This is a genomic window from Streptomyces sp. NPDC016640 (genome assembly GCF_043076215.1).
Classification (GTDB): Bacteria; Actinomycetota; Actinomycetes; order Streptomycetales; family Streptomycetaceae; genus Streptomyces.
In genome coordinates this window covers 66,782-79,588 of sequence record NZ_JBIBRG010000002.1, presented here as the reverse complement: position 1 = coordinate 79,588, position 12,807 = coordinate 66,782, and the positions used below count along the sequence as shown (strand labels likewise).

Genomic DNA, 12,807 nt, shown 5'->3' with positions numbered 1-12,807 from the left:
TCGGCAGGAGTGCCCCGGGCCGGTGCGGGCCGGGGGCCGGTCGCGCGGCCCGGTGCCTGCGGGGCGCCTCCCGGGCCGTTCGGGCACGGGGGGAGGCACGACCGCCCGCGGTGGGCGCGGTGCGGCTGTCCGCAGCCGGCGGCGGCCGGCGTCACAGGTTGCCGCGCTTGGCCTGTTCGCGTTCGATGGCCTCGAAGAGGGCCTTGAAGTTGCCCTTGCCGAAGCCCATCGAGCCGTGGCGTTCGATGAGTTCGAAGAACACGGTCGGCCGGTCCTGGACCGGCTTGGTGAAGATCTGCAGCAGATAGCCGTCCTCGTCGCGGTCGACGAGGATCTTCAGCTCGCGCAGGGTCTCGACCGGCACCCGGGTCTCGCCGGCCCACTCGCCGAGGGTGTCGTAGTAGGAGTCCGGGGTGTCCAGGAACTGGACGCCCGAGGCGCGCATCCGGCGGACCGTCTGCACGATGTCGTTGGTGTTCAGCGCGATGTGCTGGACGCCGGCGCCGCCGTAGAACTCCAGGTACTCGTCGATCTGGGACTTCTTCTTGGCGACGGCGGGCTCGTTGATCGGGAACTTGACCTTGAGCGTGCCGTCGGCGACCACCTTCGACATCAGCGCGCTGTACTCGGTGGCGATGTCGTCGCCCACGAACTCCTTCATGTTCGTGAAGCCCATGACCTTGTTGTAGAACCCGACCCACTCGTTCATCCGGCCGAGCTCGACGTTGCCGACGCAGTGGTCGATGGCCTGGAAGGTGCGCTGGGCCGGCGGCTCGACCAGCGGGTCGGCGGTCACGTAGCCGGGCAGGTAGGGGCCGTCGTAGCCGCCGCGCTCGACCAGGGTGTGGCGCGTCCTGCCGTAGGTGCCGATCGCGGCCAGGACGACGGTGCCGTGCTCGTCCTTCAGCTCGTACGGCTCGGCGACCGGGCGGGCGCCGTGCTCGATGGCGTAGGCGTACGCGGCGCGCGCGTCCGGGACCTCGATGGCGAGGTCGACGACGCCGTCGCCGTGCGCGGCCACGTGCTCGGCGAGGAAGGTGCCCCACTCGGTGGCCGGCTTGATCACCGAGGTGAGGACGAAGCGGGCGGAGCCGTTCTCCAGGACGTAGCTCGCGGTCTCGCGGCTGCCGTTCTCCGGTCCGGAGTAGGCGACCAGCTTCATGCCGAAGGCGGTGGAGTAGTAGTGCGCCGCCTGCTTGGCGTTGCCCACGGCGAAGACGACCGCGTCCATTCCCTTGACCGGGAAGGGGTCGGCCTGCCGGGCGGTCGGTGCGGGAGCGTGGTGTGTGGTCTGCGTCATAGGTGCAGGGTGAGTCAGCTTTGCAAGATGCGCAATAGTTGGCCCGATCACTGGGCAGGCTGTACAGCCGCATGCCCATTGTGCCGGGCTGTCTGTACAGGATGACCATCAGGGAGGCGGCCATGACGATCGATCATCTGGACGGGCGGATCATCCTGCTGCTGGCGCGGGAGCCACGGATCGGAGTGCTGGAGATGTCCCGCCGGCTCGGGGTGGCCCGCGGGACCGCGCAGGCCCGCCTCGACCGGCTTCAGTCGAACGGAGTCATCCGCGGATTCGGTCCCCAGGTCGACCCGGCGGCCCTCGGCTACCCGGTCACGGCGTTCGCCACGCTGCAGATCCGGCAGGGGCAAGGAGCCGACGTGCGGGCCCACTTGGCGACCGTGCCGGAGGTGCTGGAGCTGCACACCACCACCGGCACCGGGGACATGCTGTGCCGGCTGGTGGCCCGGTCCAACGCCGATCTCCAGCGGGTGATCGACCGCGTCGTCGGCTTTGATGGCATCGTCCGGGCCTCCACGGCGATCGTCATGGAGAACCCCGTTCCGCTGCGGATCATCCCGCTGGTGGAGCAGGCGTCGCTCGGCGAGCGAACCGACCTGGCCGAGCTGGGGTGAGCGGATGTGAACTTCTGGGAGTACCTGGGCAGCCGCCGTCAGCAACTGCTCGCCGACGCGTTCCAGCACGCCGGCGCCGTCTTCCAGTGCATGGTGGTGGCGACCGTGCTGGGCGTGCTGATCGGGGTGGCCACCTACCGCAGCGAGTGGGCGGGCGACCTCGCCACGACCGTCACCGCCACCCTGCTGACCGTTCCGGCGCTGGCCATGATCGGTCTGCTGATCCCCGTCGTGGGGCTCGGGGTGCCGCCGACGGTGATCGCGCTGACGCTGTACGGTCTGCTGCCGATCGTGCGGAACTCGATCGTGGGACTGCGCGGGGTCGATCCGTCCCTGGTGGACGCGGCCAAGGGCATCGGCATGTCGCGCGTGGCCCGGCTGGCCCGGGTGGAGCTGCCGCTGGCCTGGCCGCCGATCCTGACCGGGATCAGGGTCTCCACGCAGATGCTGATGGGCATCGCCGCCATCGCCGCCTACGCCTCCGGTCCGGGCCTGGGCAACCTGATCTTCCGCGGGATCGCCTCCCTGGGCAGCAGGAACGCGCTCAACCAGGTCCTCGCGGGCACGCTCGGGATCATCGTGCTGGCCCTGCTGTTCGACGCCGCGTACGTCCTGGTCGGACGGCTGACCATTCCCAGGGGGATCCGTGGCTGAGACACCCGGGACACCCGCGGCCCCCGGTGCCACCACGGCCCCCGGTGCCGCCACGGCGCCCGGGACGCCGTCCCGGTCGGCCGGGGCGGCCATCGAGCTGGAGGGTCTGACCAAGCGCTACCCGGGCAGCGCCCTGCCGGCCGTGGACGACGTCAGCATGGACATCAGGGCGGGCGAGACGGTGATCCTCGTCGGCCCGTCGGGCTGCGGGAAGTCCACCACGCTGAAGATGATCAACCGGCTGATCGAGCCGACGGGCGGCCGCATCCGCATCGGCGGCGAGGACGTCACCCACATGGACCCGGTGCGGCTGCGCCGCACGATCGGCTACGCGATCCAGGCCGGCGGACTGTTCCCGCACATGACGGTGGCGCAGAACATCGCGCTGGTGCCGAGGATGCTGCGCTGGCCGACAAGCCGGGTGCGGGCGCGGGTCGAGGAGATGCTGGACCTGGTCGGCCTGGACCCCGGCGAGTTCCACGGCCGCTACCCGCGTCAGCTCTCCGGCGGCCAGCAGCAGCGGGTGGGGGTGGCGCGGGCGCTCGCCGCGGATCCGCCGGTGCTGCTGATGGACGAGCCGTTCGGCGCGGTCGACCCGATCACCCGCGACCACCTCCAGGACGAGCTGATCCGGCTACAGCGCGAACTGCACAAGACGATCGTCTTCGTCACCCACGACTTCGACGAGGCGATCAAGATCGGCGACCGGATCGCGGTGCTGCGCGAACGCTCCCGCATCGCCCAGTTCGACACCCCCGAGGCGATCCTCACCAACCCCGCCGACGACTTCGTCTCGGGCTTCGTGGGCGCCGGGGCGGCGCTGAAGCGGCTCAACCTCACCCGGGTGCGGGACGTGGAGATCACCGACTACCCGACGGCGACCGTCGACGACCCGCTCCAGCACATCTTCAACCGGCTGCGCTCCAGCGGCTTCGACGAGATCCTGCTGCTCGACAAACAGGGCCGCCCCTACAAGTGGCTGCGGCGCGGCGACGTGATGCGCGCCAAAGGCTCGCCGGCCCGGGCCGGCACGCCGGTCCACGACACGGTGACCCGGGACGCGACGCTGCGGGACGCGCTGGAGGCGGTGCTCACCGACAACACGGGCCGGGTCGCGGTCACCGGGCGGCGCGGCGCGTACGAGGGTGTCGTGGACGTGGAGACGCTGATGAACTCCGTGCACGAACTGCTGGAGGCCGACCGGCTGGAGGCGCGGGAGGCCCGGCACGATCTGGAGGAGCAGCGGGCCGCGCAGACGCACGCCGAGCAGGAGGGCTTCGGCGCGGAGGCGAAGGCGTGAGGCCCGCGTCCGGGCGTCGGCCCGAGGGCGAGCACGAGGTGAAGGGCCTCGCCTTCCGGGACGGAGGCGCGCCGGGGGAGGAGGGGGACACCGCTCCCCCGCCGCCGTCGGGACCGCCCCGGGTGACCTGGCGCAAGCTGACGTTCCTGCCGGCGGTGCTGATCGCCGTACTGCTCGCCACCTGGCTCTGGTTCGAGCAGGCCGACCTCGACGCGCTGACCCGGAACGCGCTGTCGGACGGCCGGGTGTCCAAGGCGTTGTGGCAGCACCTCCGGCTGACCGTCGTCTCGACGTTCTTCGTGCTGGTCATCGCGATCCCGCTGGGCGTCCTGCTGACCCGCCGGGTGTTCCGCCGGGCCGGCCCGGTGGCGATGGCGTTCGCCAACACGGGCCAGGCCACCCCCGCCATCGGCCTGCTGGCGCTGCTGGTGATCTGGCTGGGCATCGGCCGCAGGGCCGCCCTGATCGGCATCGTCGCCTACGCCGTCCTGCCGGTGCTGGCCAACACCATCGCCGGTCTGAAGGCCAACGACCCGACGCTGCTGGAGGCGGCGCGCGGCATCGGCATGTCCCCGTTGGGCGTGCTGACCCGGGTGGAGCTGCCGCTGGCGGTCCCGCTCATCCTCGCCGGTGTGCGCACCGCGCTCGTCCTGAACGTCGGCACGGCGACCCTGGCGGCCTTCGGCGGGGGCGGCGGCCTGGGCGTACTGATCACCACGGGAATCACCAGCCAGCGGATGCCGGTGCTGATGGCGGGCTCGATCCTCACCGTCGCCCTCGCGCTGCTGGTGGACTGGCTGGCCTCACTGGCGGAGCTGCTGCTGCGGCCGCGGGGTCTGAAGGCGAACCCGTGAGACGTCCGGGACGGCACAGGGGTGCGCTCCTCGCCGCGGCCCTGCTGGCGGCGGCCGCCGGCTGCGGGCTGACCAGCGGCTCCCCCATGGTCGACGACGTGGAGCCGGGCTCGATCGGCGGGGGCGAGCCGCTGGAGGGCGCGAAGCTCACCGTCACCTCCAAGGAGTTCACCGAGCAGCTCGTTCTGGGCGCGATCATGGGCATCGCCTTCCAGGCGGCCGGCGCGGAGGTCGTCGACCGGACCGGCATCCAGGGGTCCGTCGGCTCCCGGGAGGCGGTCGTCAAGGGCGAGGCGGACGCCGGCTTCGAGTACACGGGCACGGCGTGGATCACGTACCAGGGCAACAGCGGGCCGATCCCGGATCCGCGCGGGCAGTGGGAGGCGGTGCGGGACGCGGACGCGAGGAACGGCGTGACCTGGCTGGAGCCGTCGGACCTGAACAACACCTACGCCCTCGCCATGAACCAGGCCTCCTTCGAGAGGTACCGCACCCGGACGCTCTCCGACGTGGCCGCGCTGGCGACGTCCGACCCGGGCGCGGTGACGCTGTGCGTGGAGGGCGAGTTCGCCAACCGCGCGGACGGGCTGCCGGGCATGGAGAAGGCGTACGGCATGAACCTCCCGGCGCGCAACGTCACGCAGATGGACACCGGCATCATCTACACCCAGACGGCGAAGGGCGCCTGCACCTACGGCGAGGTGTTCACCACCGACGGGCGCATCAGGTCCATGAACCTGGTGGTGATGGAGGACGACGGGAAGTTCTTCCCCCACTACACCGCGGCGCCGACGGTCAACACCGGCACCTTCGAGAAGTGGCCGGCCATCGCCGAGGTCCTGGACCCGGTGACGGCGAGGCTGGACAACGACGTGGCGCAGACCCTCAACGCCAAGGTGGACGTCGACGGGGAGGACCCCCACCAGGTGGCGCTGGACTGGATGGTCGCGGAGGGGTTCGTCAAGGAGGGGTAGGCGGCCGGCGTCAGCAGGCGGGGACCCCACCGGTGCCCTTCTCCAGCGCGACCAGCGCGTCGACGGCGCCCTCGAGCGTGGTGACCGGGATCAGGCGCAGTCCCTCGGGCAGTCCGGTCCGGGCGTCGGAGCACTCGGCCTCGGGGACGAGGAAGACGGTGGCGCCGTCCCGCCGGGCCGCCTGCGTCTTCAGGGGGACGCCGCCGACCGGGCCGACGGTGCCGTCCTCGTCGATCGTGCCCGTGCCGGCCACGACCCGGCCGCCGGTGAGATCGCCGCCGTCGCCGTCGCCGTTCAGCTTGTCGACGATGCCGAGGGAGAACAGCAGCCCGGCGCTGGGGCCGCCGACGTCGGCGAGCTCCAGGGTGACCTCGATGTCCTCGTCCTGAAGGTCCAGGTGTCCCAGCGCGGCCCGCGTCGCCTCGTCCTGGGACTCCTTCATCTGCTTGCGGTTGTAGCGCTCGATCTCCCGGACGTCGTCCCCACTGGGGTAGACCGAGTCACGGGGCATGACCGCCCGGTCGGTGCGCAGCCAGCCGTCGATCACGTCCGGGAGGTCGACGCGGGTGTCCGGGGAGGTCGCCTCGATGGTGGTCATCCGCAGCTGCCCGGTGGTCTCCCGCACGGGGGCGCCGGAGACCGTGATGACCTGCGTCCCCTTGTTCTCGCCGAGCACGTCGGCCGTCATCCCGGGCTGCGCGACCGAGAACGGCAGGGGCGCGAACACGGCCGTGGCCAGCAGGGCGACGACGGGGGCGGCGCAGACGGCCAGGGCCTGGGGACGCGTGAGGCGAGAGAGCACGGGGTCAATCTAACGCGACATGTGTGCGGGCAGGGCACCCGGCGAACGCCGGCGGAACGGTCCGCCCCGGCTCACCGCAGTGCCTCCGCCACCTCCCGTGCCGCGTCCATCACCCTCGTACCGACCCGCTCCGGAACGACGTCCGCCAGCATGACGACCCCGACGCTCCCCTCCACCCCGGTGATCCCCAGCAACGGCGCGGCCGCCCCGCACGCCCCCGCCTCCAGCTCACCGTGCGTCAGCGTGTACCCGGGGTCGTCGGCCCGCTGCTGCCGGGCGGCGAGGATCGCCTTCCCCGCGGCCCCCCGCTCCAGCGGATGCCGGAACCCGGCCCGGTACGCCACGTGGTAGTCCGTCCACGACGGCTCCACCACGGCCACGGCCAACGCCTCCGACCCGTCGACCAGCGTCAGGTGGGCGGTCGCTCCGATGTCCTCCGCCAGCGACCGCAACGCCGGCATCGCCGCCTCGCGCACCAGTGGATGCACCTGCCGGCCCAGCCGCAGCACCCCGAGCCCGACCCGGGCCCGTCCGCCGAGGTCACGGCGGACCAGCGCGTGCTGCTCCAGCGTGGCAAGCAGCCGGTAGACAACAGTCCGGTTGACGCCCAGTTTCTGGGACAGCTCGGTGACGGTCAGCCCGTGGTCCGTATCGGCCAGCAGCTTGAGGACCCGCAGTCCCCGGTCGAGCGTCTGAGAGGTCTCCGCGGTCACGACGCCCACTCCTTAGTGGTGAAGTCGGCGGTCCCTCGCGGCGGATGCGTCACCGAGTCCCGTCGGTCACGCGCTTCAGAGGCCGCCGATCGGCCGGCGGCCCGGCGGTGTCCCGGGCACAGTCGCTTCACGGCTGCGCTCCGCGGCGGCGCTGCCACGGGGCGTGTGCGTAGCGGGACAGTAGCGAGCCGGTTCGGTCAGCGGAAGGCTCCGTCCAGAATCCGGGCACCGTCGCGACAAAGTGGTTCCGTATGTCCCGGTACGTGCACGGGTTTGCCGGCATGGTGTTCGGCAGACGGGATCACCGCATGCGCGTGGCCCACTCCCGCACCTTGTCGATCCGCTGGCGCAGCTGGCCCGCCGTGGCCTCCGCCGAGGGCGGCCCGCCGCAGACCCGGCGCAGCTCGGTGTGGATCACGCCGTGCGGCTTGCCGCTCTGGTGGACGTACGCGCCGACCAGGTTGTTGAGCTGCTTGCGCAGCTCCATCATCTCCTTGTGGGAGACCACCGGCCGCCGCTCGGCGGGCAGTTCGAGCAGGTCGGCCTCCTCGTCCGGCTTCTTGCGGCTGTGCGCGATCTGCCGGGCCTGCCGCTTCTGCAGCAGCAGCTGCACCTGGTCGGGCTCCAGCAGCCCCGGGATGCCGAGGTAGTCCTGCTCCTCCTCGCTCCCCGGGTGGGCCTGCATGCCGAACTCGGCGCCGTTGTACATCACCCGGTCGAAGACGGCGTCGGACTCCAGCGCCTCGAAGGGGAGCATGTCCTGCTCGCCGGTGTCCTCGTCCTCCTCCCGGTTCGCCTCCGCCATCTCCTTCTCGGACTCGGCGTACGGGTCCTCCTCGCCGCCCTTCTTGGGCTTGTCGAGGACGTGGTCGCGCTCGCGCTCCATCTCGCCCGCGAAGCCGAGCAGGTCGGGGACGGTCGGCAGGAACACGGACGCGGTCTCGCCGCGCCGCCGGGACCGGACGAAACGGCCGACGGCCTGGGCGAAGAACAGCGGGGTGGAGATGGTGGTGGCGTACACGCCGACCGCGAGGCGCGGTACGTCGACGCCCTCGGACACCATGCGCACGGCGACCATCCAGCGGTCGTCGCCGCCGCTGAAGTCGTCGATCCGCTGGGACGCGCCGGTGTCGTCGGACAGCACGAGGGTGGCCCGGTGTCCGGTGATGTCACGGATGAGCTTGGCGTAGGCGCGGGCGGAGTCCTGGTCGGTGGCGATGACGAGGGCACCGGCGTCCGGGATGGCCTTCCTGACCTCGGAGAGCCGCTGGTCGGCGGCGCGCAGCACGGACGGCATCCACTCGCCGCGCGGATCGAGCGCGGTGCGCCAGGCCTGGCTGACCGCGTCCTTGGTCATGGGCTCGCCGAGGCGGGCCTCGATCTCGTCGCCGGCCTTGGTGCGCCAGCGCATGTTGCCGCTGTAGGAGAGGAAGATGACGGGGCGGACGACGCCGTCGGCGAGGGCGGAGCCGTACCCGTAGGTGTAGTCGGCCGACGACCGCCGGATCCCGTCGTCACCCTCCTCGTAGGTGACGAAGGGGATGGGGTTGGTGTCGGACCGGAACGGCGTACCGGTGAGCGCGAGCCTGCGGGTGGCCGGCTCGAACGCCTCCAGACACGCCTCGCCCCAGGACTTGCTGTCGCCGGCGTGGTGGATCTCGTCGAGGATGACGAGCGTCTTGCGCTGCTCGACACGGTTGCGGTGCAGCATGGGGCGCACCCCGACACCGGCGTACGTGACGGCGACACCGTCGTACTCCCTGCCGAGCGGGCCCGCGCTGTACTCCGGGTCGAGCTTGATGCCTATGCGGGCGGCGGCCTCCGCCCACTGCTTCTTCAGGTGCTCGGTGGGCGCGACGACGGTCACCTGCTGCACGACGTGGTGGTGCAGCAGCCAGGAGGCCAGCGTCAGCGCGAAGGTCGTCTTACCGGCACCGGGCGTGGCGACCGCCAGGAAGTCCCGGGGCTGCGCCTGGATGTACTTCTCCATCGCCCTCTGCTGCCAGGCGCGCAGCTTGCCGGCGGTACCCCAGGGGGCACGGCCCGGGAAGGCGGGCGACAGGTGGTGCGAGTGGGAGGCGGTGCTGGAGCTGGCGGTGGTAGTCACGGTCTCCGTCGGATGGGGTCGAGCGGCTCGGCTACGTATGACGACCGGGCCACCCTACCGGCGGGCCGCATCCGCCGACGCGCGGGCCGTGCCGGGCCCTCCGAGGGTGGGACCGACGTCACACCGGCGGTCCGGACAGCTCCCGCAGGGCCTCGGGGAGGGCCTCGACCTCGTCCACGGCCCCGGTGGCCGCCGCGATCACCAGGCGTTCGCGGCGTCGGTGTCCGGACGCGGTTCCACACCGTTCATCGGCACCCACCGAGTGGGGCCGGACTGGTACCGCTCAGGAGGCGGCCCGCAGCCGTGTCGTCACCCACGCCCCCGCCAGGGCCACCGCCGCCATCGGCAGGAACACCGCCGCGAAGGCGGCCGGGTGGGAGCCGGTGGCCTGCGTGGCCGCGTGGGTGACCGTGCCGCCGCCGAGGGCGGCGAACGCCGCGCCGCCCGCGGACAGCAGCAGGACGTTGGACAGCCCGTCGGATATCTGGAGCGCGGCGGAGTTGGTGCCCGCCTCCTCGGGGGCGGAGAGCTGGAGCAGCAGCACGCTGGTGGAGGAGATCACCAGGCCCATCCCGAAGCAGCCGAAGGCCCAGGCGACCGCGACCGTCCAGGCGGGCACCGCGTCGATCAGCACGCTCGGGGCCGCCGCGATGGCCGCCGCCACCAGCACCATGCCGAGTGTCGTCAGCCGATCCCGGTACGGCTCCAGCCGGGGCCGCGACTGCACCCACGAACCCAGCGCCCACGTCCCGCCGCCCGCCGCGAGCGAGAACCCGGCGAGCGTCGGGCTGAGCCCCCGCTGGGTGACCAGCATCAGCGGCACGAAGGACTCCGCGGCGATGAAGGACCCCGCCGCGATGCCGCGCAGCAGCACCACCGAGGGCAGGCCGCGCGCCGCCCGGTAGGTGCCGCGCGGGAGCAGTCCCCGTACGGCCGGGACGAGCAGCGCCAGGCCCACGGCGCCCGGCAGCAGGGAGATCCAGCGCAGGTCCTGGGCGGCGTACTGGAGCAGTCCCGCGCCGAGGGAGATCGCCAGGGCGAGCCGGATGCGGCGGGAGCCTGAGGAGGCGGGCGCGGTCGCTCCGTCACCCACCGGCCCGGACGCCATGCGCCGGATCTGCGGCAGCGCGAGGGCCAGCGGGAACACCACCAGCACAGGTATCCCGAGGAACACCCAGCGCCAGCCGAGCTGCTCGGTCACCGCGCCGGAGGCGAGCGGGCCGACGATCGACGGGACGACCCAGCTCGCCGCGAACGCCGCCATGATCGCCGGCCGCAGCCGCTGCGGGTAGGCCCGTCCGACGATGACGTACAGCGCGACGATCACCAGCCCGCCGCCGAGTCCCTGCACGGCCCGGCCCAGGACGAACAGCCACATCGACCCCGCCGTCCCGGCCAGCAGCAGTCCGACGGCGAAGGAGGTGATGCCCGAGGTCAGCGGCCCGAGCGGGCCGCTGCGGTCCGACCACTGGCCGGCGAGCACCATGCCGAACAGGCTGGTCGTGAAGTAGCCCGAGAACGCGAACGCGTACAGCGCCACCCCGTCCAGTTCCCGCGCCGCCACCGGCATCGCCGTCCCGACCGCGGTCGCCTCGAAGGCGATCAGGAGCACGACGGAGACGATCCCGATGCTCAGCGCCCGGTACGGGCGGCTCAGCACGGTCTCGGCGGACGCGGCGTCCGGGGCGGGGCCGTCGGCGGTCACGGCGACATCGGTGTCGCGCGGGTTCGGGGTGGTCATGCCCGCCAGAGTAAGGGCCACGGTGCGGTTTGACCCCTGTCGGGGGGCGGACCGGGCCCCGGACCTCGGTCCTAGGACCGTCCCGGGTCCCGCCGCGCCGCTTCATGAACGGCGTGTGGCAGTCCCGTTGCGGCACTCCTCGTTGCCTTGAGCGGCGCGGCCGCCGCGCCGTACGGTCGGCGCACCGGGTCCGGAAAGCCGAAGCACCGCACGGTGCTCCGCCCCCGACACGGCCGTGTGCCCGAGTGGCCCAGGGACTCGCCTGCAAAGCGAGGTACGCGGGTTCGAATCCCGCCACGGCCTCCGCTTTTCCCGATCGGAACGACCGGTGGGCGGCGCTCCTCCGGGGGCGCCGCCCTTTCCGCACCGGCTCCCGCGGAGGGGTGCTGTCAGAGCACCCCGCCCGCCTCGTCCTGGAGGAGCTCCGTCCAGTAGTGCCAGTCCGTGTCGGTGGGGGTGCCCGCCGGGTCGATGGACGACAGCACCCGGATCATCGTCAGCGCCAGCTGGTCGTAGGTGTCGGAGGTCAGCGCGTGGCCCGACCGCTCGTCGACGGCGTGCTCGCGGTGGAGCAGCCAGAGGGTGAAGGCGAGCGTGGAGATGTCCGTGCAGAGGGGGCGGAGGGCGGATTCCGGCGGGCTCCAGCTGAGGATCGCGCCCGTGGTTCCGTCGACGACCAGGGCGGTGTCCTCCACCAGCGACCCGAGGCGTATCAGCTGTCCGGCCCGGGCGGGGAGGCGGCCGGCGGGGAACGCGCCGTCGTGTTCGTCGCCGTAGTACTCCGCGAGGGTGCGCAGCGGCAGGTCGGTGTCCAGGAGGAACAGGAAGGCGTGCTCCGGCAGGCCGGTCCCCCGCAGGAAGCGGCGGGTCGGCTCGTGCGTGAGCGTCGCGGGGAAGTCGACCTCCTCGAAGCGGACCACGCCGCCCCGGCCGAACTCCTCGTCCAGCAGGCGCGGGGGCAGGTCGAGGGCCGGCGCCGAGGCCGTGCCGGGGCCCGTCACCAGGGCCAGGGGGCGGATCAGCGCGGCCAGCTTCCGGAACGGCGCCGGCCCGCCGTCCGCGCCCTCCTCGAACACCGCGAGCAGTTGCCGGGAGGCCTCCGCGACCGCCTCGGTGCCGTAGCGGTCCGCGTGGTCGGCGAACTGGCCGCGCAGGGCCGCCAGTTCGTCCGTCGCCGCGGCGAACCGCACCAGCGTGGACAGGGACGGGACGAGCGGCCGGCGGTCCATCAGGTCGGGCCGGTCACGGAAGAAGCACGTCGCCTGGACCTCGCCGGCCGCCCCGTCGAGCAGCACCGGCCCGGTGTCCGGACCGACGGGGTCCAGCAGTCCGCCGATGACCGGCCGGCCCCGCAGCCCGGCGGGGAGCAGGTCACCGGGACCGCCCGTCGCGTCGGCCACGGTGCGCGGGCCGCACTGCCGCACCGGCTCCGCGAAGCCGAACGGGCCGCTGTCCGCGGGCAGTCCGGTGCCGGTCGGCCGGCGGTGCGCGGACGCGTGCAAGAGGAAGGGGTCGAGGCCGGCGTCGGTGAGTGTGATCGCCGTCGTGGTGACGGTGTCGGTCGTGCTCATGATTCCCCCGCGATACGTGTGCTCGGTCCCGGGCTCGCGAACGCCCCGCCCCGGGCAGGACGGCCCCTGCCCCTCCGGGCCCGGCAGCCGTCCCCCACCGCTCAGAACACTACGCCCCGTCACTGACAACGGCCCCCTGGCCGGAAACGGCGACGGCGGGACCGGCGCCCCTGC

11 protein-coding genes and 1 tRNA gene are annotated in these 12,807 nt (G+C 72.6%); 6 read left to right on the top strand and 6 right to left on the bottom strand.

Annotated elements, in window-relative coordinates; genetic code table 11:
- Nucleotides 1–151 precede the first annotated feature (151 nt).
- On the bottom strand, nt 152–1,300 hold the full coding sequence (gene hppD, locus ACF07S_RS03965; RefSeq protein ID WP_391962409.1) for a 4-hydroxyphenylpyruvate dioxygenase: 1,149 nt from the start codon (nt 1,298–1,300) through the stop codon (nt 152–154).
- A 122-nt stretch (nt 1,301–1,422) separates the two neighbouring features.
- Here hppD and ACF07S_RS03960 point away from each other — a divergent pair, with 122 nt between their 5' ends.
- Genes ACF07S_RS03960 through ACF07S_RS03940 form a run of 5 tightly spaced genes read left to right on the top strand, consistent with a single transcriptional unit; the run spans nt 1,423 to nt 5,699 of the window.
- The gene (locus ACF07S_RS03960) at nt 1,423–1,917 is read left to right on the top strand and encodes an Lrp/AsnC family transcriptional regulator (protein WP_391962410.1); all 495 of its coding nucleotides are present in this window, start codon (nt 1,423–1,425) and stop codon (nt 1,915–1,917) included.
- 6 nt (nt 1,918–1,923) lie between these two features.
- Nucleotides 1,924–2,571, top strand: a complete 648-nt coding sequence (locus ACF07S_RS03955) for an ABC transporter permease (RefSeq protein WP_391973363.1) — start codon at nt 1,924–1,926, stop codon at nt 2,569–2,571.
- Complete coding sequence (locus ACF07S_RS03950) at nt 2,564–3,871, top strand: betaine/proline/choline family ABC transporter ATP-binding protein (RefSeq protein ID WP_391973362.1); 1,308 nt, start codon at nt 2,564–2,566, stop codon at nt 3,869–3,871. Before ACF07S_RS03955 ends, ACF07S_RS03950 begins: the two co-directional genes overlap by 8 nt.
- Nucleotides 3,868–4,725 (top strand): ABC transporter permease, encoded by an 858-nt coding sequence (locus ACF07S_RS03945; RefSeq protein ID WP_391962413.1) that lies wholly within the window; start codon nt 3,868–3,870, stop codon nt 4,723–4,725. Before ACF07S_RS03950 ends, ACF07S_RS03945 begins: the two co-directional genes overlap by 4 nt.
- Nucleotides 4,722–5,699: a glycine betaine ABC transporter substrate-binding protein gene (locus tag ACF07S_RS03940; protein ID WP_391973361.1), complete on the top strand. Its 978-nt coding sequence runs from the start codon at nt 4,722–4,724 to the stop codon at nt 5,697–5,699. Before ACF07S_RS03945 ends, ACF07S_RS03940 begins: the two co-directional genes overlap by 4 nt.
- A gap of 10 nt (nt 5,700–5,709) precedes the next feature.
- On the opposite strand, the gene ACF07S_RS03935 is transcribed toward ACF07S_RS03940, so the two are convergent.
- The 4 genes from ACF07S_RS03935 to ACF07S_RS03920 all read right to left on the bottom strand — a co-directional run bounded on the left by ACF07S_RS03935 (nt 5,710) and on the right by ACF07S_RS03920 (nt 11,062).
- Nucleotides 5,710–6,501, bottom strand: coding sequence for a S16 family serine protease (locus ACF07S_RS03935; RefSeq protein ID WP_391962415.1), 792 nt, complete (start codon nt 6,499–6,501; stop codon nt 5,710–5,712).
- Between the two features lie 71 nt (nt 6,502–6,572).
- Nucleotides 6,573–7,214 (bottom strand): IclR family transcriptional regulator, encoded by a 642-nt coding sequence (locus ACF07S_RS03930; RefSeq protein WP_391962416.1) that lies wholly within the window; start codon nt 7,212–7,214, stop codon nt 6,573–6,575.
- A gap of 301 nt (nt 7,215–7,515) precedes the next feature.
- Complete coding sequence (locus ACF07S_RS03925; protein ID WP_391962417.1) at nt 7,516–9,321, bottom strand: DEAD/DEAH box helicase; 1,806 nt, start codon at nt 9,319–9,321, stop codon at nt 7,516–7,518.
- A gap of 283 nt (nt 9,322–9,604) precedes the next feature.
- Complete coding sequence (locus ACF07S_RS03920) at nt 9,605–11,062, bottom strand: MFS transporter (protein WP_391962419.1); 1,458 nt, start codon at nt 11,060–11,062, stop codon at nt 9,605–9,607.
- Nucleotides 11,063–11,293: 231 nt separating this feature from the next.
- On the opposite strand from ACF07S_RS03920, the gene ACF07S_RS03915 reads away from it, so the two are divergent.
- A tRNA-Cys gene (locus ACF07S_RS03915) sits at nt 11,294–11,365 on the top strand.
- A gap of 86 nt (nt 11,366–11,451) precedes the next feature.
- On the opposite strand, the gene ACF07S_RS03910 is transcribed toward ACF07S_RS03915, so the two are convergent.
- The gene (locus tag ACF07S_RS03910) at nt 11,452–12,633 is read right to left on the bottom strand and encodes an SUKH-4 family immunity protein (protein WP_391973360.1); all 1,182 of its coding nucleotides are present in this window, start codon (nt 12,631–12,633) and stop codon (nt 11,452–11,454) included.
- Between the last annotated feature and the right edge of the window lie 174 nt (nt 12,634–12,807).

Excerpts from the sequence above, each read along its gene's own strand:
- hppD (WP_391962409.1), bottom strand. The coding sequence starts at position 1,300 with ATGACGCAGACCACACACCACGCTCCCGCACCGACCGCCCGGCAGGCC.
- ACF07S_RS03960 (WP_391962410.1), top strand. The coding sequence starts at position 1,423 with ATGACGATCGATCATCTGGACGGGCGGATCATCCTGCTGCTGGCGCGG.
- ACF07S_RS03920 (WP_391962419.1), bottom strand. The coding sequence starts at position 11,062 with ATGACCACCCCGAACCCGCGCGACACCGATGTCGCCGTGACCGCCGAC.
- ACF07S_RS03910 (WP_391973360.1), bottom strand. The coding sequence starts at position 12,633 with ATGAGCACGACCGACACCGTCACCACGACGGCGATCACACTCACCGAC.